We start from the raw sequence: 23,632 nt of genomic DNA, 5'->3' as shown, positions 1-23,632 counted from the left end.
AATAAACTTGGCACACTATTGAGTTCTCAAACAACAGGCACATCCGGTCTACTCGGAAAACCATTCCCTCAAGGAGAATATTTGTTTTCTTTTCGCACCGCTGTGTGTTTTACCAGCATATTCCATCATCTTATTTTCCGCAATTCGGCGTATTTACCGAAAGAGCTCGAAACAATAAGATAATGCCACACGAAAAAGAAGCTTCTTCACAGCAGAGCCGTGAACCAGCTTTTGTTTTGTGTGGATTAGCCACCGTCCGGGATCTCCGGAAGGCTAGCTTCCGGCGCCCCAACCGCGGCGACTCCAATTACTTTACACACCGCCCGGCACCCGTGCAAGCCAGCCTCCTGTGACGCTGTCCACTGCCCCGTCTCCCGCCCGGCTCCCCTCCCCCGCTCCGCACAGGAAGGCCGGGACCCGGCTCCGCACAAAAAGAGGCGGGGTTCCCAAACGGGACGAGGCCGGCTCCCGCTGGGAACCGGCCTCGTCCATCGACGTTCTACTCTCCTGCAACCACCGCAGTGGCGAGGTTCCGCTTGCCGCGCCGCAGCAGAAGGTACTTGCCGTGCAGTAGTTCGGACGCAGTAACAACTTCATCGATTCCGGTGACCTTGCGGTTGTTCACGTAGGCACCGCCTTCGGTGATGGTCCGCCGTGCCTCCGAGTTGGTCTTCGAGAGTCCGGTGGCCACCAGCAGGTCGATAACGCCCAGGCCGTCCGAAGCCACCTCGGCCCGCGGCAGTTCAGCGGTGGCGGCGGTGAGGGTCGCTTCATCCAGTTCTTCGAGCGATCCCTGACCGAACAGTGCTGCCGAGGCAGCGATGACCTTCTCAGTCGCGTCGACGCCGTGCACCAGGGAGGTCACGTCGTACGCAAGGGCGCGCTGCGCCTCCCGCTTGTGCGGGGCTTCCTTCACCGAGCGCTCAAGTTCTTCAATCTCTGCCTTCGTGCGGAAGGTGAAGACCTTCATCCGGTCGATGACGTCGGCGTCGGCGGTGTTCAGCCAGAACTGGAACATGGCGTAGGGGCTGGTCATGGACCCGTCCAGCCACACGGCGTTGCCTTCGCTCTTGCCGAACTTGGTGCCGTCGGAGTTGGTGATCAGCGGGGTGCCCAGCGCGTGGACCGTGGCGCCTTCCACCTTGCGCACCAGTTCGGTGCCGGAGGTCAGGTTGCCCCACTGGTCCGAACCGCCGGTTTCAAGGACGCAGTTGTAGTCGCGGAAGAGCTGGAGGTAATCCATGCCCTGCAGCACCTGGTAACTGAACTCGGCGTAGGAAATACCGTCGTCTGAGTTCAGGCGGGAGGCAACAATTTCCTTCTTGATCATGGTGCCCACCCGGAAGTGCTTACCGATGTCGCGGAGGAAGTCGATGGCGCTCATCGGCGCCGTCCAGTCCAGGTTGTTCACCATGCGGGCGGAGTTTTCACCCTCAAAGCTCAGGAAACGCTGCACCTGTCCCTGCAGGTAGCCAACCCACTCATTCACCGTCTCCTTGGTGTTCATGGTGCGTTCCGCCGTCGGGCGCGGATCGCCGACCAGGCCGGTGGAGCCGCCCACCAGGGCCAGGGGCCGGTGGCCGGCCAGCTGGAGGCGTCTCATGGTCAGCAGCTGGACGAGGTTGCCAAGGTGGAGGCTGGGCGCGGTGGGGTCGAAGCCGCAGTAATACGTGACCGGATCCCCGGCGAGCAGCTTTTCAAGTTCCGCCTCATCGGTGGAGAGCTTGATCAGCCCACGCCATTTCAGTTCCTGCCAGATATTGGCAAAGCTCGGATCGTTCTGCTGGGCAGCAAGGCCCTCGGAGGTCTGGGTATTCTGTGGCACGCCTTCTAAATTATCAGGATTCGCTGCCGTCGATGCCCGCCGGGATGCCGTGCTCCGCAATAAGTCGAAGGCGCTGCGTGGGACGGGTCATGGCAACGTACAGATCGCCTACCTTGCCGGCAGCTGCGGTGAGCAGTTCGGACGGTTCAAGGATGACGACGGCGTCGAACTCCAGGCCCTTGGCCTCCCGCGGCGAAATCACCACGATGTCCTGGCTCAGGCCGCCGGCACCGGTACCGACCCGGTTCCCGTACACGGCAGTTACCTCCTCGCGGACCTGCTCCAGCCGGTGGTCCTCGGTGATGACGGCCAGCAGGCCGCCCTCGATCGCGGCGAGGTCCTCCGGCAGCGTCTCGAGCAGCCGCGGCAGCAGGCCTCCCTGCGGCACCTCGTCCAGGAAGGGCGCCCACAGGCCTTCACGGACGGCCTTGGGGGCGGAGACCACCAGGCCGGCGGCATTGGCCATGCGGACCGCGGCCTCGGCGATCTGGGCGGGCGTGCGGTAATTGACCGTCAGCTCCTCCAGCGTCCACCGCTCCCCCACGAACGGATCCAGCGCCTGCTGCCAGGACGTGGCTCCGGCCGCCGAGGAGGTCTGGGCTATGTCGCCAACCACGGTGAAGGACTTCAGCGGGCAGCGGCGCATCAGCAGGCGCCACTGCATGGCGGAGAGTTCCTGCGCCTCGTCCACCACCACATGACCGAAGGCCCAGGTGCGGTCCACGGCGGCGCGGTCCGCGGCGGTGAGCCGCTGCTCGGTGGCCATGTTGTGGTTGGCCAGGTCCTCCGCGGAGAGGATGCCGTGGGCGCCCGAGTCTTCCAGGAAGCCTTCAGTGTTCTCGATGGCCCGTTCGGCGTTCGCGAGGTCCCGCTTGCGGGCTTCTTCCAGTGCTGCGCTGTCCCGGCCGGCGGAGGCGTCCAGTTCACCGAGCAGTTCTGCGGCTTCGTCGAGCAGCGGAACGTCGGCTTCGGTCCACGGCGCGTCCGGGCTGCGACGCAGCGCCTCACGCTCCGCATCGGTCAGTTCCGGTGCGGCAGCTTCCAGCTGGCCCGGTTTGCTGAAGAGCTCGCTGATGAGCTTCTCCGGCGTCAGCGGCATCCAGCACAGGTTCAGGGCCACCCGCACGTCGCGCGAGCTGCGCACGTCCTCGGCCAGGTACGCGCGGTCCGTGCTGTTGCCGGCGCCGGCCGACTCTTCCAGGATTTCGGTCATCTGGTCGGTAAGTTCGCGCAGCAGGATCTTCACGAACGTCACGCGTGCCTCATTGTGCGGCTTGCCCGTGGCACGGGCACGGTCCCTTGCGCGGGAGACCTGCTTGGGTGTCAGGGTGACCCATGTGCCTTCGATGTTCAGGCGGCGCGGCTCGGTGAAGTTGCGCTGCCGGTTCGCGACGGCGCGGGCAACGACGTCGGCCATGGACAGCCGTCCCTTGATCTCCGCCGCTTCGGCAGACTCTTCAGCGGTGGCCGCGATGCCCGGCATCAGCTGGCCAAGGCTCGACATGACGACGCCGGTCTCGCCCAGGGAGGGAAGCACGCGTTCGATGTAGCGGATGAAGGCGTTGGACGGTCCCACCAGCAGCACGCCGGCGGACTTCAGCCGTTCGCGGTGGGTGTAAAGCAGGTACGCGGCGCGGTGCAGCGCGACGGCGGTCTTGCCGGTGCCCGGCCCGCCCTGGACTACCAGGGTTCCGGGCAGCGGCGCGCGGATGATCCGGTCCTGTTCGGCCTGGATGGTACCGACGATGTCCGACATCTGTCCGGTGCGCTTCGAGTTCAGCGCGGCCAGCAGGGCACCTTCACCCTGCAGGTCCTGGCCTTCTTCGAGCATGGAGTAGTCCAGCACGTCGTCTTCGAGCCCCTGGACCTCGCGGCCCTTGAGCATCAGGTGACGGCGGCGGCGCACGCCCTGCCGCTCGAAGGCCGTTGCCTGGTAGAAGGTGCCCGCTTCCGGTGCACGCCAGTCCACCATGAGCCGCTGCAGGTCCGCAGTGGAGAGGCCGATGCGCCCGATGTAGCGGGTCTCGCCGTCGTCGAGGTCCAGCCTGCCAAAGACCAGGCGGTCATCGACGGCCATGAGCTGCGCGAGGCGGTCTTCATACATGGTTGCGAACGCGTCGCGTTCGGAACGGTTCTGGTGCGACCCCGCGGAGTGGCTGCGGCGCACCTGGGCCAGCTGCTCACGTTTTTCATCGCGCAGCTCATCAAGCCGGTGGTACAGGCCAGCTACGTACTGGCGCTCGTTTTCCAGCTCCGTGTGGGCCGAAGACTCTTCAGGCATGTTCGCGTTCCCTCTCGCAAAGGCAGACCGTCAAGTTTACCCCGCGTCGGCACATTTTGTATGCCCTGTCCAGAGTCCGGCTTATTGGCACGCCGCCCGGGCGCAAAAGGCTAGTACGTGCGCAGCGAATGGACCTTGTAGCCGGCGAGGTTTTCCCGGCCGCCAAGTCCGTCGAGTTCAAGAACGACGCCGATGCCGGCAACGCTGGAGCCGGCACGTTCGATCAGCCGGGCGGTAGCGCCCAGGGTGCCGCCGGTTGCCAGGACATCGTCCAGCACCAGGACGCGGGAGCCGTGCGGAATGTCACCGATGTGCACTTCAAGGCTGTTGGTTCCGTACTCCATCGAATACGTCTCGCTGTAGGTAGGGCGCGGCAGCTTGCCGGGCTTACGGACGGTGATCACACCGTGTCCGGAGGCATAAGCGGCGGCAGCGGCGAGCAGGAAGCCGCGGGCTTCAACACCGGCCACGAAGTCGAAGGTCCCCTCGAACTCTGCCAGCAGGGCATCGACCATGCCGCGCAGCGCCGGTCCGTCAGCGAAGACCGGGGTCAGGTCGCGGAACGTCACCCCCGGCGTCGGGTAATTCGGCACCACTGCACAGAGGCGGTCAATGGTTTCGAGGATGGATTCTGCCGGAGCAGCTGAACCGGCAACGGGGGCTGAAGCTTCGTCTTTCACCCATCCACCTTACCGGGCGGAGGCCCCGCCTCGCCTGCCCGGTGCCGTTCCGCGGCTGCGCTGCTGGTCACACGATCGCGCGCCTAGGCCTTTTGTGCGGTGGCTCCGGCCGGGCGGCGGCGCTTCACGGCGGGCCGGTACTTGGAGACAGTCGGTTCGCCGGTGAGCCAGTATCGCCACGGATAGGCCTCTCCCCCGCCCTCGCCGCTGACTCCCACCCGCGGCCCGCGCGAGATCCGTGCGGGGTCCGCGGGTGCAGCCGGCAGTTCCAGCCGCAGGGGGCCGGTAAAGACGTCGGCTCCGTTGAGTTCCCGGTCGATCCCCAGCGCCTGGGCGAGCCGGGCAGGACCGCGGGCAAGGTCAAGGTCCGTCCTGGGTTCATTTCGCCGGTGCCGTGCAGTCGCCGATCCCTCGACGATTTCCCCGGCCCGCAGCAGCAGCCCGGTCGCCTGTCCCGCCTGTCCGCAAACGACGTTGGCGCAGTAATGCATGCCGTAGGTGAAGTAGACGTAGAGGTGGCCGGCCGGGCCGAACATGGTGGAATTGCGCGCAGACTGTCCGCGGAAGGCGTGCGATCCGGGATCGGCTTCCCCTAGGTATGCCTCAACCTCGGTGATCCGCACCGCCACCGGCCCTTCGCCTGATTCCCGGTGCAGGACTGCCCCCAAAAGCCAGGGAGCTGCTTCGGTCGCTGGGACGGCCAGGAGGCTGCGGGCATCGGAAACGTCCATTCCCTTACCGTAAGGGCCGGGACGCCCCGGGCAAAAAATCAGATCGCGGTGCGGTACAGCGCTTCGAGGGCGCGCAGCCGGTGCGAATTGGGATGCGGCGTTTCCCCCGTGAGGCGGACCGCCGCCGAGTCTAGGGCCAGGTGCCAGGCCGCCATCAGCGCTGCGCTGTCCTCCGTGGTGCCGCCCGCCACCCGCTGGCGGACCTGCAGCTTGGCCAGCCCGCCGTCGTCGCGCACTTCCGTGACCGCTTCCTCGCCGATCCCGAGGTTCCCGCTGGACGCTTCGACGGCGGCGCCTACATCCTGGGTCGGGGGCGTTGTACCAGCGTTCGAACTCGAAGCTGGTGCCGTCCTGGTCCGCCACCACCCTGCCCATGGTGGGGCTGATCTTGAACTCACGGGAGTAGGCGTCGCGCAGGGCCTGCCAGTCGCCCGGTTCCTGTTCCGGCGGCGGATTCCCGGCGGCGACGGCGGCGAAAGCGCCCATGATCCCCTGCCAGCCGGCGCTTCCTTCGGCGAGGAAGTCCGGGGTGTCCGAGTGGGCCCGGAACTTCAGGAGGCACCCGCCGTCGGACTCCAGGACCTGCCAGTCCAGGACAGATTCCTCACCGAGTTCGTCGTCCCAGCTGATCTGCAGGGCCGAACGCGGATTGAGCTGCAGCACCGTGCCGGATACCCCGCTGCCGCCCTTTTCAAGGGTGTATTCCTTGCCCAGCTCCCAGTCGGGATGGACGGGCCCCAGCCACTGCTCGACCTTCCGCGGGTTGGTCAGGACGTCCCAGATGTGCGCTGCGGGGTAATCGAGCTGCTTGTCGAACGCCAGCACCCATCCGCCGGCTGTCCTCTCGATCCTGCCTTCGGGGACCGGCCGGGATTCCCTGCTGGTGGACGGTGATGTGCTATCAGCCATGGCCCGGCCTTCCTGGACGGTGGATGCGGACCACTTCAGGCTAGCGGCGGCGGACGTCCGGCGGGAGGGGGTGCACACACCTTGCCCCGGTGGCGCGGCAGTGTCTAGAGCTCGTAGCGGTGCCGGATGTGCCGCCTGGCCGGATCCGCCTGCCAGAACTCGACCTCCCTGGGGACCAGCGCGTAGAGCTGCCAGTGCGGGTTCTCTGACCCGTCCGTGCCGGGGCGTTCGTTCCAGTCCCGGGCGGAGGCCTCGGCACTGAGCTGCACGACGTTCCCCGTCACCCGGACCTGGCGGCCCTGGGCATACCAGTAGAAGTTCATCGCCGCGCGTGGGTTCTGCTCCAGTTCGCGGCCCTTGCGGGAGGAACGCGAGGTGGCGAAGTGCCATCCGTCGGCGTCGAGGCCCTTCAGGATCAGCATGCGGGAGGAAAGGTTCCCTGCGGCATCGGCTGTGGCGAGGGAGAAGGCGTGCGGCTGGGCCACCCCTGCGGCGAGGGCTTCCTCCAGCCAGGCCAGAAACAGCTCGGCGGGGTCCGTCGGCGCTTGCTCCGGGTCGAAGCCGGGAAGGTTATCGGCGAAGTCGGGCAGCGCACGCAGCGTGCGTCGCAGGTTCGGACCGGGCTCGAAGATAGGCATGGGCCTTAGGCTAGCTGCCTCCCGGCACGCGAGAGGCCAGCTACGGCTGGTTTGAGGGCTCAAACCGGCCGTAACTGGCCTCTCGATGGAGTGGGGATGGGGGTTACACAGCGAAGGCGCGGGCGGCGTCGAGCTGCTTCTTCAGCTCGGCCAGCTGCGATTCCACGGCCGAACGTGCGGTGCCGCCCTGGCTGCTGCGGCTGTCCAGCGAACCTTCGGTGGAAAGGACGGTGCGGACCGCCGGGGTCAGGTGCTCCGAGATCCCGGCGTAGTCCTCATCCGTGAGGTCCCAGAGTTCGACGCCGCGCGATTCGGCAAGCTTCACGGCGGCACCGGACAGCTCGTGCGCCTCACGGAACGGCACACCCTGGCGGACCAGCCATTCGGCAATGTCCGTGGCCAGGGCGAAGCCCTGCGGAGCCAGGGATTCCATGCGTTCGGTGTTGAAGACCAGGGTGGCGATCATGCCGGACACGGCAGGGAGCAGAAGCTCCAGTGTGTCCGTGGCGTCGAAGACCGGTTCCTTGTCTTCCTGAAGGTCACGGTTGTACGCCAGCGGCAGGCCCTTGAGGGTGGCCAGGAGTCCGGTGAGGTCCCCGATGAGGCGGCCGGCCTTGCCGCGCGCCAGTTCGGCCACGTCCGGGTTCTTCTTCTGCGGCATGATCGAGGATCCGGTGGAGAAGGCGTCGTCGAGCGTGACGAAGGAGAATTCCTTGGTGGCCCAGAGGATAATTTCCTCGCTGATCCGGGACAGGTCGACGCCGATCATGGCGGCGACCCAGGCGAACTCGGCGTAGACATCACGCGAGGCAGTGCCGTCGATCGAGTTCCAGGCCGCGGAGTCGAAGCCGAGGTCCGCAGCGACGGCGTTGGGGTCAAGACCGAGGGAGGAACCGGCCAGGGCACCGGAACCGTACGGGGACACCGCGGCGCGCTTGTCCCAGTCGGCCAGCCGCTGCACGTCGCGCAGCAGGGCCCAGGCGTGGGCCAGGAGGTGGTGGCTGAGCAGCACCGGCTGGGCGTGCTGCAGGTGGGTGCGGCCGGGCATGGCCACGCCGAGGTGTTTCTCGGCCTGTTCCACCAGGGAATCGACCGTAGCCAGCACGCCGGCGGCGATGATCCGGGCGTGGTCGCGCAGGTACATGCGGCCCAGCGTGGCGATCTGGTCATTGCGGGACCGGCCGGCGCGGAGCTTGCCGCCCAGCTGTGGTCCGGCGCGTTCGATCAGCCCGCGTTCCAGGGAGCCGTGCACGTCCTCGTCCGAGTCCGCCGGGAGGTAGGCGCCGGAGCGCACATCGGCGTCGAGCGCGTCCAGTGCCTCCAGCATGCCGGTCAGCTCTTCATCGGAGAGCAGGCCGGCCTTGTGCAGCACCCGGGCGTGTGCCCGGGAGCCGGCGATGTCGTAGCCGGCAAGCCGCCAGTCGAAGTGGGTGGACTTGCTCAGGGCTGCCAGTGCGTCGGCCGGACCGCCGGCGAAGCGGCCGCCCCACAGTGCACCCTGGACCGTGGAGCCGCCGGCTCCAGGCTGGGATTCGATTGACGGCTTGCCGTTACTCATTGCTTACTTACCTTCTGCCAAACGCTGGTCGCGGCCGGAAGCCACCTTGGAGGACATGCCGAACAGTTCGATGAACCCGCGGGCCATCGACTGGTCGAACGTGTCACCGGTGTCGTAGGTGGCGAGGTTGAAGTCGTACAGCGAGGACTCCGAGCGGCGTCCGGTGACGGTGGCGCGGCCTGCGTGCAGGTCCATGCGGATGTCGCCGGAGACGTACTTCTGGGTGTCACCGATGAAGGCGTCCAGGGAGTTCTTCAGCGGGGAGAACCACTGGCCGTCGTAGACCAGTTCGGTCCAGCGCTGGCCAACCGTCTTCTTGAAACGGGCCTGCTCACGCTCCACCGTGACGTTCTCGAGCTCGCGGTGCGCGGCCATCAGGGCCATGGCGCCGGGGGCTTCGTAGATCTCGCGGCTCTTGATGCCCACGAGGCGGTCTTCGACGATGTCGATCCGGCCGATGCCCTGGGCGCCGGCGCGGCGGTTCATTTCCTCGATGGCCTGCAGCGGGGTGACGGGCTTGCCGTCGATTGCCACCGGAACACCTTCCTTGAAGGTGATGACCACTTCGTCAGCGGCGATGCCGGAGGCGGGGTCGGAGGTGTATTCGTACACGTCCGGGGTGGGGCCGTTCCAGATATCTTCCAGGAAGCCGGTTTCCACGGCGCGTCCCCAGACGTTGGCGTCGATGGAGAACGGATTCTTCTTGGTGGTGACGATCGGCAGGTTCTTCTCCTCGGCGAAGGCAATGGCCTTGTCACGGGTCAGGGCCAGGTCACGGACCGGGGCGATGCACTTCAGGTCCGGGCCCAGGGTCTGGATGCCGACTTCGAAGCGGACCTGGTCGTTACCCTTGCCGGTGCAGCCATGCGAGACGGTGGTGGCGCCGAACTGGCGGGCGGCGGCTACCAGGTGCTTGACGATCACCGGGCGGGACAGGGCGGAGACCAGCGGGTAGGAATCCATGTACAGGGCATTGGCCTGCAGCGCCGGCATGCAGTACTCGGCGGCGAATTCGTCGCGGGCGTCAGCCACGTAGGCTTCCACGGCGCCGCAGTCGAGGGCACGCTGGCGGATGGTCTCGAGGGACTCTCCGCCCTGTCCTACGTCGACCGCCACGGCGATGACCTCGGCGCCGGTTGCCTCGGCAATCCAGCCGATTGCCACTGACGTATCCAGGCCACCGGAGTAGGCCAGAACAATACGTTCGCTCACGAATGTGCTCCTCTTGCGATTGGTGCAGCGCTCAGGCTGCGGGTTGGTTGTGAAAACAGGGGGAAGCTGCGCGGATTTCCTGCCCGGGACCAGCTTCTACAGTATGCGATTGTCAGGGGCCTGCCCGCTGGCGGTTGCCTCGTCAGCGATGGAGAGGAAACGCGCCGCCAGGTCCGCGCCGCCGTCGGGCTCCCGGGTCACCAGCAGCACGGTGTCATCCCCTGCCACCGTGCCCAGGATGGACGGCATGACCGAGTGGTCGATGGCCAGGGCGAGGAAGTTCGCGGCACCGGGAGGGGTGCGCAGCACCACGATGTTCCCGGACGCTTCGGCGGTGACCAGCAGTTCGCCGCACAGCCGGGCCAGCCGGGCGTCGAGCACTTCCTGGGTGATGCCGGACTGCGGCGTGCGGGTTCCGCCTTCAGCAGGCACCGCGTACACCAGCACGCCGTCCTTGCCGCGCATGCGCACGGCACCGAGTTCCACCAGGTCGCGGGAAAGCGTGGCCTGGTTGACCTGCACGCCGTCGTCCGCCAGCAGTGCGGCGAGCTCTGCCTGCGACCGCACCGACAGCCCGGTCAGCAGTGCACGGATGCGTGCCTGCCGGGCCGTCTTGGTGGTGGGCATGCTCATGCCGCTTCCTCCGGGATCCCGGTGAGGCCGGACCGCGCCATCAGCCAGACCATCAGGGCCTTCTGGGCGTGCAGCCGGTTTTCTGCCTCATCCCAGACCACGGACTGCGGGCCGTCGATCACGTCGGCGGAAATCTCGTAGCCGCGGTAGGCAGGCAGGCAGTGGAGTACGACGGCGTCCTGGGCCGCCTGCGCCATGGCGGCGCTGTCCACGGCGTAGTCCCGGAACAGTTCCTGCCGGGCGGCCTTTTCGTCTTCCTGGCCCATCGACACCCACGTATCCGTGGCTACGACGTCGGCGCCGGCCAAGGCCTCGGCGGCGTCGGTGGTGATCATGACCGATCCGCCGGTTTCCTCGGCGCGCGCCGCAGCGGCGTCGACGATCGCCGGGTCCGGCAGGTAGCCCACCGGTCCGGCGACGCGCACGTGCATCCCCGCGGTGACGCCGGCCAGCAGGTAGGAGTTGGCCATGTTGTTGGCGCAGTCGCCCAGGTAGGTGAGGGTGAGGCCGGCCAGGGTGCCCTTGTGCTCGCGGATGGTCATCAGGTCTGCCAGGAGCTGGCAGGGGTGGTAGTCGTCGGAGAGTGCGTTGATGACCGGGACGCTGGAGTTCGCGGCCATTTCCTCCAGCCCGGACTGGGCGTAGGTCCGCCAGACGATGGTGGAGACCATGCGCTCCATGACCTTGGCGGTGTCCGAGATTGATTCCTTGTGGCCCAGCTGGGACTCCCCCGCGCCGATGATCAGCGGAACGCCGCCCAAATCGGAGATGCCGGCCGCGAAGGAGATCCGGGTGCGGGTGGAGGTCTTGTCGAAGATGACGGCGACGGTCTGCCGTCCCGAGCCTTCCCCGGCGTAGGGCTGGTATTTCCAGCGGTCCTTCTTCAGCGCGTCCGCGAGGTCCAGGACTTCGGCCTGCTCGGCCTGGGTCAGGTCAGTGTCAACGAGGAAGTTGCGGGTCATGACTGTCCAATCGTCGTGGCCGCGGCGGCCTGCAGGATGGAGGGGAACGCGGCCAGGAAGGTGGCTGCCTGGTCGGTGGTGAGGATCAGCGGCGGTGCCAGGCGCAGGGTGGCCGGGCCGGTGGCGTTGATGATGAAGCCGGCGTCCAGGGCTGCCTGGACGGCGGCCGGAGCGAGCTCCTGCGCGAGGTCGATGCCGATCAGCAGGCCTTCGCCGCGGACTTCGGTGACGCCGTCGACGCCGCGCAGGCCGTCGCGCAGGAAGTTACCGGTGGCCTGCACGTTGGCGAGGATGCCGTCGGCGTCGATGACGGACAGCGTGGCCAGTGCGGCAGCGGTTGCCACGGGGTTTCCACCGAAGGTGGTTCCGTGCTGGCCGGGGGCCAGCAGCGCAGAGACCTCGGGACCGAACGTGATCAGCCCGCCGATCGGGAAGCCGCTGCCCAGGCCCTTGGCCAGGGTCATGGCATCCGGCAGCACGCCTTCGGACGCGAACCAGCGGCCGGTGCGGCCGATGCCGGTCTGGACTTCGTCGAACACCAGCAGCGCACCGGCGTCCCGGGTGATCTCGCGGGCGGCCTCCAGGAACCCGGCCGGCGGCACCTGCACGCCGGCTTCCCCCTGAATCGGTTCGATGAAGACGGCAGCAACCGTCGCATCGGCCGCTGCCCGCAGCGCCTCGACGTCACCGTACGGAATGTGCTCGACGCCGCCGGGCAGCGGCGCGAACGGCTCCCGGTAGGCGGGCTTCGCGGTCAGCGCCAGGGCGCCCATGGTCCGGCCGTGGAATGCGCGGTCCATGGCAATGATGCGGGTGCGGCCACCGGTGGAGTGGCGCCGGGCGAGCTTGAACGCCGCTTCAATGGCCTCGGTGCCTGAGTTGGAGAAAAAGGCCTTGGACCCGGCCGGGGCATGAACCAGCTGCAGCAGCTTCTCCGCGAGGCCCACCTGGGTGGGGCTGGTGAAGAAGTTGGAGATGTGTCCCAGGGTGTTCAGCTGCCCGGCAATGGCCGAGGTGACAAACGGGTGGGCGTGGCCCAGCGCGTTGACCGCGATGCCGCCGAGCAGGTCCAGGTAGGCTTTTCCGTCCGCGTCCCAGACGGTGCAGCCCTCGCCGCGCACCAGGACGCGCTGCGGAGCGCCGAACACGTTCATCAGTGAGTCGCTGTAGCGGGCGAGCCATTCGCTGCCGGAACCGGCAGTATCAATCAGCGGGGAAACCGCGGTGGTCATGGGGTTGCTCATGCTTGTGCTCCGTCCGGAATGATCTGGGTGCCGATGCCGGCGGTGGTGAAGACTTCCAGCAGCATCGAGTGCGCCATGCGACCGTCGACGACGGCGGCCCGGTCCACTCCCCCGTCCACGGCGGCCAGGCAGGCTTCCATCTTGGGGATCATGCCGGATTCAAGGGTGGGCAGCATGTCCCGGAGCTCCCCGGCGGTAAGGGCGGAGATCAGTGAGGACTTGTCCGGCCAGTTGGCGTAGAGACCCTCGACGTCGGTGAGAACCACCAGGCGGCAGGCCCCCAGGGCCACGGCCAGGGCTGCGGCAGCGGTGTCCGCGTTGACGTTGAGCACCTGGCCGGTGGGATTGCCGTCGGCGCCGATTTCCGGGGCCACCGTGGAGATGACCGGTATCCGGCCGGCTTCAATGAGGTCCAGGATGGCTCCGGGGTTCACGCCCACCACTTCGCCGACGAGGCCCAGGTCCACTTCCTCGCCGTCAATGACGGTTCCGGTGCGGACGGCCTGCAGCAGTCCGCCGTCTTCGCCCGAGAGGCCGACGGCGTAGGGGCCGTGGGAGTTCACCAGGCCCACCAGTTCCCGGCCCACCTGTCCGGTGAGCACCATGCGGACGGCATCCATGGCTTCGGGCGTGGTGACGCGCAGCCCGCCCTTGAACTCGGATTCGATGCCGAGCCGGTCCAGCAGCGCGCTGATCTGCGGGCCGCCGCCGTGCACCACAACGGGGTGGACGCCTACGTGGTGGAGGAAGACGATGTCCTCGGCGAACGCCTGGCGCAGTTCATCGTTGATCATGGCGTTGCCGCCGTACTTGATCACGATGGTGCTGCCGGCGAAGCGCTGGATCCAGGGCAGTGCCTCGATCAGGGTGGCGGCCTTGTCCTGTGCCGCTGCCTGGTCCTGCTGGGTGGCTGTGCTCATGCTTCTCTTCCCGCCTAGCTGCTGTACGCCGAGTTTTCGTGGACGTAGTCCGTGGTCAGGTCGTTCGTCCAGATGGTCGCGGACTCGGTGCCGGCGGCGAGGTCGATTTCAACGCTGACGGCCCGGCCGGTGAGGTCCACGCCTTCGCGCGGATCGCCGATGCCGCCGCCGCGGCAGACCTGGACGCCGTTGATGGTGACGTTGATGTTCTCCGGTTCGAAGGCGGCGTCCGTGGTGCCGACGGCGGAGAGCACCCGGCCCCAGTTCGGGTCGTTGCCGAAGATGGCGGTCTTGAACAGGTTGGAGCGGGCGACGGCGCGGGAGGCGTTCTCGGCGTCGGTCACCGTGGCGGCATTGACGGTGGTGATGGCGATGTCGTGGCTGGCGCCTTCGGCATCGGTGATCAGCTGCTGGGCCAGCGAATGGCACACCTCGGTGAGTCCGCGGGTGAACTCTTCCGTGTCCGGAGTGGTGCCGGACGCACCGGAGGCCATCAGGATTACGGTGTCATTGGTGGACATGCAGCCGTCCGAATCCGTGCGGTCGAAGGTGACGGCGGTGGCGGCGCGCAGTGCCGTGTCCAGGGCTGCGGCGTCGAGGTCCGCATCGGTGGTGAGGACCACCAGCATCGTAGCCAGGCCCGGAGCCAGCATGCCGGCGCCCTTGGCCATGCCGCCAATGCTGTAGCCGGAACCGGTAAACACTGCCTGCTTGGAAACGGTGTCGGTGGTCATGATCGCCTCGGCAGCCAGGGCACAGCCGTCGGCGTCCAACGCTGCCGCAGCGGCTTCCGCGCCCGGAAGGATCTTGTCCATGGGCAGCTGCTCGCCGATCAGGCCGGTGGAGCAGACCAGGACGTCGTTCGCGGAAACGCCGAGCAGGTTAGCGACCTTCTCCGCGGTGGCGTGGGTGTTCTGGAAACCCTGCGGGCCGGTGCAGGCGTTGGCGCCGCCGGAGTTGAGGAACACGGCGTCGGCCCGGCCGTCGGAGATGGCCTGCCGGGACCAGTGCACGGGTGCTGCGGCGACGCGGTTCCGGGTGAAGACCGCTGCTGCTGCCTTGGCAGGACCGTCGTTGACCACCAGCGCGACGTCACGTCCCCCAGAGGCCTTCAGGCCTGCGGTGACGCCGGCTGCCCGGAATCCTGCCGGTGCGGTGATGCCGGTTGCTGCGTTGGTGCTCATTACGGTGCTACTCCCTGCAGGGTGAGCCCGGTGCCCTCTTCGAGGCCCAGGGCGATGTTCATGGACTGGACGGCGCCGCCGGCGGTGCCCTTGGTGAGGTTGTCGATCACGGCGGAGACAATCACGCGGCCGGCGTGCGGATCGTAGGCGAGCTGCAGGGCGGCGTAGTTGGAGCCGACCACCATCTTGGTGGCGGGCCACTGACCCTCCGGAAGCACCCGGACGAACGGTTCATCGGCGTAGGCCGTTTCCCAGGCCTCGCGCAGGGCGGCGGCGTCGACGCCGGGGCGGACCTTCGCCGTCGCGGTGGTGAGGATGCCGCGGGCCATGGGAGCCAGCGTCGGTGTGAAGGAAATGGAGACCTGCTCCCCCGCTGCGGCAGAGAGGCCCTGTTCGATTTCCGGGGTGTGCCGGTGGCCGCCGCCCACACCGTAGGGGCTCATCCCGCCCATGACTTCGGAGCCGAGGAGGTGCGGCTTAGCTGCCTTGCCCGCTCCGGAGGTACCGGACGCTGCGACTATGACGACGTCGTCGGGCTCCAGCACACCGGCCGCGAAACCGGGCGTTAGCGCCAGCAGCGAGGACGTGGGATAGCAGCCGGGAACAGCGATCCGGGGTGCGCCGCGGAGCATGTCGCGGTGGCCGGGCAGCTCGGGCAGACCGTAGGGCCAGGAACCGGCGTGCGGGGATCCGTAGAACTTTTCCCACGCAGCGGGATCCGTGAGCCGGTGGTCGGCACCGGCGTCGATCACCAGGGTGTCTTCGGGCAGCTGCGCAGCGATCTCGGCGCTGGCACCATGCGGCAGCGCCAGGAAAACCACGTCATGCCCGGACAGGTTCTCCACAGTGGTGTCCACCAGGATCCGGTCCGCCAAGGCATGCAGGTGGGGCTGGAGTTCACCGAGCCGGGAGCCGGCGTTGCTGTGGGCGGTGATGGCACCAATTTCGACGCCGGGGTGGCCGGCGAGCAGGCGCAGGACCTCACCGCCGGCATAACCGCTGGCACCTGATACAGCTACGGAAATCGTCATGCCCACCACCCTACAGCAGTTTTATGCATGGGGTTTCATAATTATGCAATGTGTCCTTGGTGAGGCAATCGCTGTGCCTCCCGGCAACAGGCGTCCTACGATGGGTTCGCGTACCCGGTTAACCCCGCCCATCCATCGGAAGAGGCATTCCATGCATAAGGCCATTGTCGTCCCGAAAGCGGGCGGACCTGAAATTCTGCGCTACGAAGACGTGGACCTCCCGGTTCCCGGCCCGAACGAGTTGCTCGTGAAGGTGGCGGCCACGGGCGTGAACTTCATCGACACATACCAGCGCAGCGGTGTCTATCCGATGAAGTACCCCTTCATTCCCGGTTCCGAAGCCGCCGGCACGGTAGTCCAGGCAGGCATGGACGTTGCTGCTTTCAGCGACGGGGACCGCGTAGCAACCGCGGAAGGCGGCGGAGCCTACTCGGAGTACATGCTGCTGGACGCGTCCAAGGCTCTCCCCGTTCCCCGGGGCGTGAGCAGCGAAGTGGCTGCTGCCCTGCCGCTGCAGGGCATGACGGCGCACTACCTCTGCAACTCGACGTACCCGGTTCAGTCCGGGGAGACCGTCCTGACCCATGCCGGTGCCGGCGGAGTCGGGCTGCTGCTGACCCAACTGCTCAAAGCCAAGGGCGCGACCGTGATCACCACGGTCTCCACCGATGAGAAGGAAGCACTGGCGGCCGCAGCCGGCGCGGACCATGTGCTGCGCTACGACGGCTTCGCTGACCGGGTGCGGGAGCTGACGGACGGCCGCGGCGTGGATGTGGTGTTCGACGGCGTCGGGAAGGCCACGTTCGACGGCTCGCTTTCCAGCCTGCGGCCCCGCGGCATGATGGTGCTGTTCGGCGGTGCGTCGGGCCAGGTGCCCCCGTTCGACATCCAGCGGCTGAACGCCCTGGGCTCGCTGTACCTGACCCGGCCGACCATAAGGGATTACCTGCTCAGCGCGGAGGAACGGCAGTGGCGTGCCCGCGAACTGTTCGAAATGGTGGAGGCCGGGACCCTGGACGTGCGGATCGGCGCAACCTATCCCCTTGCCGAAGCTGCCCGCGCGCACGAAGACCTGGAAGGCCGCAAGACGACCGGCAAGGTGCTGCTGGTTCCGTAGCGTTCGCCCGGGTTGGGGTTCTGTTGCCGGTTCCGGGTTCTGCTGCCGGTTCCGGGTTTTGCTGCCAGATCCAAGCGGCAGGAAAAGTGCGAACCGGTCGGATCTTCCCGAACCGGCAGCAGAATTGCCCCCTCCGGCCCCCGCACGCCGTGCCTGATACCGCTCCCTTACAACGGCGCAGCGACTTTGTGCCAGACTCTGCACCATGACGAGCCCCAAGGCCCCGGACAACGTCAAGCTGCTCGACGCCGCGAGCATCGTCCTCGTCGTCGTGGGCGTCCTGTGCGCCAGTTTGATCAGCCTGCCGCCAAGGGCCCAGCTCGTTCAGGCCACGCCGCTTCTCTTCGGACTCGCCCTGACCGTCCGGGTGATCAGGGACCGACAGTCCGCGGCACGGCACGAAACCGTGCGGACCGTTCGACCCCGGGGCAAGCGCCTGGGACCTGCTGCCTTGGCCGGAGCAGTTCTGGTTCCCGTCCTCTTCTACGGCACTGTCCACGGGTACGGCTGGTTAGCCACCGGCTGCCTGCTCGTCGGAGTGGGCACCAGCACCTCATCCCTGGTGGAGAGCCGGAAACCAAATGATCCAGTCCAAAACGGATGCGCGGGCGGCAGAGACGAAGACGGGCCGCGCATCAAGGGCGGCTAGGCCGGCTCCCCAAGCAGGGTGAGCTCCTGCCGCAGGTCCGTGTCCTCCCTGAGCAGGACCACCCGCATACCCAGTGCCTCGGCCGCTTCGATGTTCGCCCGGCTGTCATCGATGAACACCACGTCTTCGGGGGCTGCACCGAGGCCTTTCAGGACATGCCGGTAAATCTGCGGCTCCGGCTTGACCATGCGCAGCCGGCCGCTGAAGTAGCGGGCGGCGAAAAACCCTGGCCAGGAGGCCTCCGACTCGTACCGGTGGGACATCCCTTCGGGCATGTTGGAGAGCAGCGCCAAGTGCGCGCCCTGCGCCGCCAGGAAATCAAGGACTTCCAGGGTTCGGGGGTTCAGCCGGGACCACAGGCGGGCGTCCAGCTCTTCCAGCCGGTCCAGGTCATCACCACCGACGGGCCGGCCAAGCACGGAAGACCAGTATTCAGCCGGACTGAGCCCGCCGCCGTCGTACTCCAGCCGCGCAGCCCAATAGGAACTCGACGGGGACCGCAGGTCCAGTCCGGCAGCCTCCCCCAGCGCATCCCAGTCTTCAGCGAGGGGCTCGGTGGAGATCACTCTGCCGTAGTCGAAGAGGTACCAGGTGCCGGATGCGGGGAAGGTATTCATCCTCCACAAGCTAACAAACATGCGCGAAACCCCGCCGGAACGTACCGGCGGGGCTTCACGCAATCAGGGAAAACTACCGCTGAACGGCACCGAAACGCTCGGCAGCCAGCGCGACGGCGGCGGCCCGGGATTCCGAGGCCTCATCGGCGGTCAGTGTGCGGTCCGGTGCGCGGAAGCGCAGGGCGAAGGCGAGGGACTTCTGTCCTTCGTCGATGCCCTTCCCGGTGTACACGTCGAACAGTGCGATGTCTTCCAGCAGGTCACCGGCACCTTCGCGGAGGGTTTCCAGCACGGACTCGGCCGGGATCTCGGCGGCCACAATGAGCGCAACGTCCTGCGTGGTGGCCGGGAACGTGGAGATTTCCCTCGCCACGATCACGTCCGGCGCGGCGTCGAACAGCGCGTCGGCGTTGAGTTCCAGCGCCACGGTGCGGGCCGGCATGTCCCGCGCTGCGAGCAGCTTCGGGTGCAGTTCGCCGGCGTAGCCCACGGTTTCGCCGCTGCGCAGCGAGATCCTGGCGGTGCGTCCCGGGTGGAACGCCTGGTGTTCGCCCTGGCTGATGACCAGTTCGACGCCGAGCACGTCACCCATGAGCCGCGCGGTGTCCACGGCGTCGGCCCAGTCCCAGGCGCGCGGGGTGTGGCCGGCACCGGCGGGTGATTCGTGCCCGGTGAAGAGCACGCCGATGTGCAGCGGCTGGTCCGGGATGCCGTTGTACAGGCCGTCGAGGACTTCCTCGGACGGCTTGACGCCCAGCGGCGGGGTCGATTCCGTCCCGTTCTGCTCACCCGGGAGGAAGACCAGCGCAGATTCGTACAGTGCCAGGTCGCGGAAGCCGCGCGAAAGGTTCCGCTTGGCGACGTCGAACAGGCCCGGCAGCACGGAGGTGCGCAGGTAGCCGAACTCGGCGGAGAGCGGGTTGGCCAGCTTGACCGCGGGGCGCTCCTCGCCGGCAACCGGGGTGCCGAAGGCGTTGTTGTCCGCTTCGGTGACGAAGGGATAGGACAGCACTTCGGTCATGCCCGACGCCGCGAGGGACTGGAGCAGGCGGCGGCGCTGCTGCTGGACGCGCGTTAGCCCGCGCCCGGGAGGAGCAACGGGAAGAGTGGACGGGATCTTGTCGTAGCCCACCAGACGGATGATTTCCTCGGTGAGGTCCTCACGGGTTTCAAGGTCGGTCCGCCAGCTCGGAGGAACAACCCGGAAGCCGCCGTCGGCTTTTTCAACGTCCGCCCCAAGATCGGTGAGGGTGCCGGTGATCTGCTCTTCGGTGAAGTCCAGGCCGATCAGCTTGGCCGGGAAGTCCGCTGGCAGGAAGATGCTGCGGGTTTCCGGCGCGGTGCCGGCGTCGGTAATCGACTCGTCGGCGGTGCCGCCGGCCAGTTCCACGAGCAGGTCGACGGCGCGCTGGGCGGCGATGTCCGCGACGTACCAGTCAACGCCGCGTTCGAAGCGCTTGGACGCTTCGGAGGGCAGTTTGTGGCGGCGGCGGGAGCGTCCAATCGAGACTTCCTCAAAGTGGGCTGCCTCAATCAGGACGTTCTGCGTGGCGTCAGAGACCTCGGTGGCGTTTCCGCCCATGACGCCCGCAATGCCAATTGCACCGGAACCGTCCGTGATCAGCAGGTCCTCCGGGTCCAGGGTGCGGACCTTGTCATCGAGGGTCTTTAGCGTCTCACCCGGGTTGGCACGGCGCACCACGATTTCACCGGTGAGCTTGTCCAGGTCATAGAAGTGCAGCGGCTGGCCGAGCTCAAGCATCACGTAGTTGGAGATGTCCACCACCAGGGAGATGGAACGCATGCCGGCCAGGCGCAGTCGGGAAGACATCCACGGCGGCGTCGGGCGGGTCGGATCCACGCCGCGGACGGTGCGGGCGACGAAACGGTCGCAGCCGGCCTTGCCGTAGATCGGGGCTTCGTCGGCCAGGCGCACCGGGTACCCGGCGCCGTCGGCCTCCGGTACCTCCACCGTGGCGGCGGGGTCGGTGAACTTGGTACCCGTTGCGTGGGCGTATTCGCGGGCAGCGCCGCGGATGGAGAAGACGTAGCCGCGGTCCGGGGTGACGTTGATTTCGGCGGCCTGGTCGTAAAGACCGAGCAGTTCCATCGCGTCGGTGCCAACCTCGGGATCAAGTCCCAGGGTGGAGAGCACCAGGATGCCGTCGTGGTCTTCGCCGATGCCGAGTTCACGCACGGAGGCGATCATGCCGGCGGAAACGTGGCCGTAGGTCTTGCGCGGGCTGATCCGGAAGTCTCCGGGCAGCACGGCGCCGGGCAGGGTGACAACTACCTTGTCCCCCACCTCGAAGTTGTGCGCGCCACAGACGATGCCCTGCACGCCGGAGGGATCAATGCCCTCCCCGGTGAGCGTCTGCTCGGTGCCCTCGGGCACCACGCGTACGGAGCACCAGTTGATGGTCTTGCCGTTCTTCTGCGGCTCAGGCTCCTTGGAGAGCACCTGGCCTACGACGATCGGGCCGGAGAGTTCGTCGGTGGGACGGTGGACGTCCTCTTCCTCCAGGCCAACCTTGACCAGTTCCGCCATGACGTCTTCGGCGGTTGCGTCCGCCGGAACCTGGGCATACTCGCGCAGCCAGGAAAGTGGGATTCTCACTTAGATCTCCATCCCGAAGTGTTCGCTGAAACGTACGTCGCCTTCGATCATGTCCCGCATGTCGGATACTTCGTTGCGGAACATCAGGGCACGTTCAATGCCCATGCCAAAGGCAAAACCTGAGTAGACCTCGGGGTCGATTCCCGCGGCGCGCAGCACGTTGGGGTTGACCATGCCGCAGCCGCCCCACTCGATCCAGCGCGGGCCGCCCTTGGCACCGGGGTGCCAGATGTCCAGCTCGGCGCTGGGTTCGGTGAACGGGAAATAGTTCGGACGCAGGCGCACCTTGGCCTCGTCGCCGAAGAGCACCCGGGTGAAGTGCTCCAGGGTACCCACCAGGTCTGCCATGGTAAGGCCCTTGTCGATGGCCAGGCCTTCGAACTGGTGGAACACGGGGGTGTGCGTGGCGTCGAGTTCGTCGGTGCGGAACACCTTGCCCGGGCAGAGCACGTAGATGGGCAGATCGCGCTCGAGCATGGAACGGACCTGCACCGGGGAGGTGTGGGTGCGCATGACCAGGTGCGCTTCGGGAGGCTCCACGAAGAAGGTGTCCTGCATTTCGCGGGCGGGGTGGTCCGGCTTGAAGTTCAGCGCGTCAAAGTTGAACCATTCGGATTCCACCTCGGGGCCTTCGGCGATTTCCCAGCCCATACCCACGAAGATGTCGCTGACGCGGTCCTGCAGGGTGGAAAGCGGGTGGCGTCCGCCAATGCGACGGCGGCGCGGAGCTGCGGTGACATCCACGGCTTCCTCGACGAGGATCCGCGCGTCCCGCTCGGCTTCGAGCTCCACTGTGCGGGCCGCGAGCGCTTGGTTGATTCGTCCGCGGGCCGGGCCGATTACCTTTCCGGCTGCTGCCTTCTGGTCCTTGGGCAGCGACCCGATCTGGCGGTTCGCCAGGGACAGCGGGGACTTCTCCCCGGTGACGGCGATGCGGACGTCCTTGAGGGCATCCAGGTCCGCTGCGGAACCGATATCTGCGAGCGCTGAATCAACGGCAGCCGCGATGGCTGACTCGTCGAGCGGATTGGGCGCCGCGTTGTCTGGGGAGTCCGTCCCCGGTATGGAGTTCGACATGTACCGTTCTTACCTGTTTCCGGCCGTGTTGACGTGAATGGTTGTGGATGCTGTGTCCTGCAGGCAAAGGCACGAAGCCTGCGGCTACCAGTCTAACCAACTCATCCTCTCCGCCCGGGCAGTGTGAAGGCACCCCGCCTGTCCTAGCATTGGCGCATGGCTCCTCCCCTGTCCCGCCGCCACGCGCTTCGCCGAGCAGTGAACCTGGTCAACGGCACGACGGCGGCAGGCCTGCTCGCTGCCCGGCTGGGCAGGGTTCCGGTGCGGCAGGGGCCCGGCGGGCTGCTGCTCGCCGGCGGCTGGAACCATCCACTTCCCCGCGCGGCAGCCTTCACCCTGGGAAACGTGATTCTCTACCGTTCCCGGGTTTCTCAGGCGTTCGACGCCGGACCTGCCTCCGCGCTGCTGCGGCATGAGGCGCGGCACAGCAGCCAGTACGCGGTACTGGGGCCGGCATTCCTGCCGCTTTACTTCGCCGCAGCGGGGTTCTCCAAGCTGCGTTCCGGAGACCCGGCGTCGTCGAACATTTTTGAAATCCTGGCCGGTCTGTCCGACGGCGGCTACCGGACCCGCGCTTCCCGCCCCCCACACCATCGAAATCACAGAAACTGCCCGAATAGGGGGGTCTAACGTGCAGTTTCTTCCATCTCGAAGGGGCGGAGAGGGTAGGCACGGATTCGAACATATGTTCTAATGGGTGGCATGAGGTGGCAGGAGCAGGAACCCAAGGCGGCGCCGTCCGCTGACGCGCTGCTACCGCTGCAGGGACTGGTCCGCTCCGTGCAGACCCCGGGATTTGCCGGCGTGACGTTCCACGAGGTCCTCGCCAAATCCGTACTGAACAAGGTTCCGAGGACCTCGTCGATGCCCTTCGGCTGGACAGTGAACCCCTACCGGGGCTGTAGCCACGCCTGCGTGTACTGCTTTGCCCGTAAGACCCACAGCTACCTGGATCTGGACACCGGAGCAGACTTCGACAGCCAGCTGGTAGTCAAAACCAACGCAGCGGAGGTCCTGCGGCGTGAACTGGCACGGCCTTCCTGGGACTACGAACACGTGGCCATGGGCACCAACACCGACCCGTACCAGCGGGCTGAGGGCCGCTACAAACTGATGCCCGGCATCATCCGGGCCCTGGCGGACAGCGGAACCCCCTTCTCCATCCTGACCAAAGGAACCCTGCTGGCCCGCGACCTGCCGCTCCTGGCGGAGGCAGCGCAGCAGACCAGCATCAGCATGGGCATTTCGCTCGCCCTGCTGGATCCGAACCTTGCCCAGCGGGTGGAGCCGGGCACGCCCTCGCCCAAAGCCCGGCTGGAGCTGGTCCGCCGCATCCGGGATGCCGGCATGGACTGCAACGTGATGGCCATGCCGATCCTGCCCTGGCTGACTGACGGCGACGAATCGCTGGACGCGCTCTTCTCCGCACTGGCCGACGCCGGCGCCACCTCGGTCACGGCCGGTGCCCTCCACCTGCGCCCGGGTGCACGCGAATGGTACCGCCAGTGGCTGGCCCGGGACTATCCCCAGCTTTCGGCGCGCTACGACAAGCTGTACGACGGCGGCACCTACGCGTCCAAGGAATACCGCCAGTGGCTTGCGGGACGAATAACCCACTTCAAGAACCGGCATGGATTCGCCGGCCGGAACCAGTTCGTCGCCACCCGCGGCGCCGCCCGGCCCGCGCCCAAGACTGCGGCGGGCATGCCAGTGGCAGCCGGAACCCTTTTCTGATTCTCCGGAGGGT

General features: G+C 67.0%; 21 protein-coding genes. 5 read left to right on the top strand and 16 right to left on the bottom strand.

The window, feature by feature from the left end:
- On the top strand, positions 1 to 183 hold a 183-nt coding region (locus GD628_RS16780), incomplete at its 5' end, for a hypothetical protein (protein ID WP_226802578.1).
- A 316-nt stretch (positions 184 to 499) separates the two neighbouring features.
- Here GD628_RS16780 and tyrS read toward each other — a convergent pair.
- The 13 genes from tyrS to argC all read right to left on the bottom strand — a co-directional run bounded on the left by tyrS (position 500) and on the right by argC (position 15,808).
- Complete coding sequence (gene tyrS, locus GD628_RS15050; RefSeq protein ID WP_091606017.1) at positions 500 to 1,825, bottom strand: tyrosine--tRNA ligase; 1,326 nt, start codon at positions 1,823 to 1,825, stop codon at positions 500 to 502.
- Positions 1,826 to 1,838: 13 nt separating this feature from the next.
- Positions 1,839 to 4,106 (bottom strand): UvrD-helicase domain-containing protein, encoded by a 2,268-nt coding sequence (locus GD628_RS15045; protein ID WP_152275270.1) that lies wholly within the window; start codon positions 4,104 to 4,106, stop codon positions 1,839 to 1,841.
- A gap of 110 nt (positions 4,107 to 4,216) precedes the next feature.
- Positions 4,217 to 4,786, bottom strand: coding sequence for an adenine phosphoribosyltransferase (locus tag GD628_RS15040; RefSeq protein WP_091606023.1), 570 nt, complete (start codon positions 4,784 to 4,786; stop codon positions 4,217 to 4,219).
- A gap of 83 nt (positions 4,787 to 4,869) precedes the next feature.
- Entirely contained in the window at positions 4,870 to 6,426 is a 1,557-nt protein-coding gene (locus tag GD628_RS16930; RefSeq protein ID WP_152275269.1) for a DNA-3-methyladenine glycosylase, read from the bottom strand.
- 104 nt (positions 6,427 to 6,530) lie between these two features.
- Positions 6,531 to 7,064: a pyridoxine/pyridoxamine 5'-phosphate oxidase gene (locus tag GD628_RS15030; protein ID WP_152275268.1), complete on the bottom strand. Its 534-nt coding sequence runs from the start codon at positions 7,062 to 7,064 to the stop codon at positions 6,531 to 6,533.
- A gap of 103 nt (positions 7,065 to 7,167) precedes the next feature.
- The gene (gene argH, locus GD628_RS15025; protein ID WP_152275267.1) at positions 7,168 to 8,622 is read right to left on the bottom strand and encodes an argininosuccinate lyase; all 1,455 of its coding nucleotides are present in this window, start codon (positions 8,620 to 8,622) and stop codon (positions 7,168 to 7,170) included.
- 3 nt (positions 8,623 to 8,625) lie between these two features.
- Positions 8,626 to 9,834: an argininosuccinate synthase gene (locus GD628_RS15020; protein WP_152275266.1), complete on the bottom strand. Its 1,209-nt coding sequence runs from the start codon at positions 9,832 to 9,834 to the stop codon at positions 8,626 to 8,628.
- Between the two features lie 96 nt (positions 9,835 to 9,930).
- Positions 9,931 to 10,467 carry an arginine repressor gene (locus GD628_RS15015; RefSeq protein WP_091606041.1) on the bottom strand — a complete coding sequence of 179 codons (537 nt, stop codon included), beginning with the start codon at positions 10,465 to 10,467 and terminating at the stop codon, positions 9,931 to 9,933.
- Complete coding sequence (gene argF / locus GD628_RS15010) at positions 10,464 to 11,429, bottom strand: ornithine carbamoyltransferase (protein WP_152275265.1); 966 nt, start codon at positions 11,427 to 11,429, stop codon at positions 10,464 to 10,466. The genes GD628_RS15015 and argF overlap by 4 nt, the downstream gene beginning before the upstream one ends.
- The gene (locus GD628_RS15005) at positions 11,426 to 12,673 is read right to left on the bottom strand and encodes an acetylornithine transaminase (protein WP_091606047.1); all 1,248 of its coding nucleotides are present in this window, start codon (positions 12,671 to 12,673) and stop codon (positions 11,426 to 11,428) included. The genes argF and GD628_RS15005 overlap by 4 nt, the downstream gene beginning before the upstream one ends.
- The gene (argB, locus tag GD628_RS15000; RefSeq protein WP_091606049.1) at positions 12,670 to 13,593 is read right to left on the bottom strand and encodes an acetylglutamate kinase; all 924 of its coding nucleotides are present in this window, start codon (positions 13,591 to 13,593) and stop codon (positions 12,670 to 12,672) included. Before argB ends, GD628_RS15005 begins: the two co-directional genes overlap by 4 nt.
- A 14-nt stretch (positions 13,594 to 13,607) precedes the next feature.
- Complete coding sequence (argJ, locus tag GD628_RS14995; protein WP_152275264.1) at positions 13,608 to 14,777, bottom strand: bifunctional glutamate N-acetyltransferase/amino-acid acetyltransferase ArgJ; 1,170 nt, start codon at positions 14,775 to 14,777, stop codon at positions 13,608 to 13,610.
- A complete protein-coding gene (argC, locus tag GD628_RS14990) occupies positions 14,777 to 15,808 on the bottom strand; it encodes an N-acetyl-gamma-glutamyl-phosphate reductase (RefSeq protein WP_152275263.1) in 1,032 nt (343 codons plus the stop codon). Before argC ends, argJ begins: the two co-directional genes overlap by 1 nt.
- A 151-nt stretch (positions 15,809 to 15,959) precedes the next feature.
- Here argC and GD628_RS14985 point away from each other — a divergent pair, with 151 nt between their 5' ends.
- Positions 15,960 to 16,925, top strand: coding sequence for a quinone oxidoreductase family protein (locus GD628_RS14985; protein ID WP_152275262.1), 966 nt, complete (start codon positions 15,960 to 15,962; stop codon positions 16,923 to 16,925).
- A gap of 205 nt (positions 16,926 to 17,130) precedes the next feature.
- A complete protein-coding gene (locus GD628_RS14980; protein ID WP_152275261.1) occupies positions 17,131 to 17,574 on the top strand; it encodes a hypothetical protein in 444 nt (147 codons plus the stop codon).
- Here GD628_RS14980 and GD628_RS14975 read toward each other — a convergent pair.
- The 3 genes from GD628_RS14975 to pheS all read right to left on the bottom strand — a co-directional run bounded on the left by GD628_RS14975 (position 17,571) and on the right by pheS (position 21,885).
- Positions 17,571 to 18,191: an HAD family hydrolase gene (locus GD628_RS14975; protein WP_152275260.1), complete on the bottom strand. Its 621-nt coding sequence runs from the start codon at positions 18,189 to 18,191 to the stop codon at positions 17,571 to 17,573. The two genes, GD628_RS14980 and GD628_RS14975, sit on opposite strands and share 4 nt — an antisense overlap.
- Before the next feature lie 73 nt (positions 18,192 to 18,264).
- Positions 18,265 to 20,808: a phenylalanine--tRNA ligase subunit beta gene (gene pheT, locus GD628_RS14970; RefSeq protein ID WP_152275259.1), complete on the bottom strand. Its 2,544-nt coding sequence runs from the start codon at positions 20,806 to 20,808 to the stop codon at positions 18,265 to 18,267.
- Positions 20,809 to 21,885 carry a phenylalanine--tRNA ligase subunit alpha gene (gene pheS / locus GD628_RS14965; RefSeq protein ID WP_152275258.1) on the bottom strand — a complete coding sequence of 359 codons (1,077 nt, stop codon included), beginning with the start codon at positions 21,883 to 21,885 and terminating at the stop codon, positions 20,809 to 20,811.
- A gap of 156 nt (positions 21,886 to 22,041) precedes the next feature.
- Here pheS and GD628_RS14960 point away from each other — a divergent pair, with 156 nt between their 5' ends.
- Both GD628_RS14960 and GD628_RS14955 read left to right on the top strand, forming a co-directional pair.
- The gene (locus GD628_RS14960; RefSeq protein WP_152275257.1) at positions 22,042 to 22,515 is read left to right on the top strand and encodes a hypothetical protein; all 474 of its coding nucleotides are present in this window, start codon (positions 22,042 to 22,044) and stop codon (positions 22,513 to 22,515) included.
- Positions 22,516 to 22,587: 72 nt separating this feature from the next.
- Positions 22,588 to 23,619, top strand: a complete 1,032-nt coding sequence (locus GD628_RS14955; protein WP_152275256.1) for an Rv2578c family radical SAM protein — start codon at positions 22,588 to 22,590, stop codon at positions 23,617 to 23,619.
- Positions 23,620 to 23,632: the final 13 nt, after the last annotated feature.

Source organism: Arthrobacter koreensis (genome assembly GCF_009193255.1).
GTDB lineage: Bacteria > Actinomycetota > Actinomycetes > Actinomycetales > Micrococcaceae > Arthrobacter_B > Arthrobacter_B koreensis.
Note: the sequence above shows the minus strand (reverse complement) of the source record. Positions and strands in the feature narration are given on the sequence as shown.

Coding starts and splice junctions, on each gene's coding strand:
- argJ (WP_152275264.1), bottom strand. CDS start 14,777: ATGAGCACCAACGCAGCAACCGGCATCACCGCACCGGCAGGATTCCGG.
- pheS (WP_152275258.1), bottom strand. CDS start 21,885: ATGTCGAACTCCATACCGGGGACGGACTCCCCAGACAACGCGGCGCCC.
- GD628_RS15030 (WP_152275268.1), bottom strand. CDS start 7,064: ATGCCTATCTTCGAGCCCGGTCCGAACCTGCGACGCACGCTGCGTGCG.
- GD628_RS14975 (WP_152275260.1), bottom strand. CDS start 18,191: ATGAATACCTTCCCCGCATCCGGCACCTGGTACCTCTTCGACTACGGC.
- argH (WP_152275267.1), bottom strand. CDS start 8,622: ATGAGTAACGGCAAGCCGTCAATCGAATCCCAGCCTGGAGCCGGCGGC.
- argF (WP_152275265.1), bottom strand. CDS start 11,429: ATGACCCGCAACTTCCTCGTTGACACTGACCTGACCCAGGCCGAGCAG.
- GD628_RS14980 (WP_152275261.1), top strand. CDS start 17,131: ATGACGAGCCCCAAGGCCCCGGACAACGTCAAGCTGCTCGACGCCGCG.
- argB (WP_091606049.1), bottom strand. CDS start 13,593: ATGAGCACAGCCACCCAGCAGGACCAGGCAGCGGCACAGGACAAGGCC.
- GD628_RS15045 (WP_152275270.1), bottom strand. CDS start 4,106: ATGCCTGAAGAGTCTTCGGCCCACACGGAGCTGGAAAACGAGCGCCAG.
- GD628_RS14960 (WP_152275257.1), top strand. CDS start 22,042: ATGGCTCCTCCCCTGTCCCGCCGCCACGCGCTTCGCCGAGCAGTGAAC.
- GD628_RS15005 (WP_091606047.1), bottom strand. CDS start 12,673: ATGAGCAACCCCATGACCACCGCGGTTTCCCCGCTGATTGATACTGCC.
- GD628_RS14985 (WP_152275262.1), top strand. CDS start 15,960: ATGCATAAGGCCATTGTCGTCCCGAAAGCGGGCGGACCTGAAATTCTG.
- argC (WP_152275263.1), bottom strand. CDS start 15,808: ATGACGATTTCCGTAGCTGTATCAGGTGCCAGCGGTTATGCCGGCGGT.
- GD628_RS16930 (WP_152275269.1), bottom strand. CDS start 6,426: ATGGCTGATAGCACATCACCGTCCACCAGCAGGGAATCCCGGCCGGTC.
- GD628_RS14955 (WP_152275256.1), top strand. CDS start 22,588: ATGAGGTGGCAGGAGCAGGAACCCAAGGCGGCGCCGTCCGCTGACGCG.
- GD628_RS15015 (WP_091606041.1), bottom strand. CDS start 10,467: ATGAGCATGCCCACCACCAAGACGGCCCGGCAGGCACGCATCCGTGCA.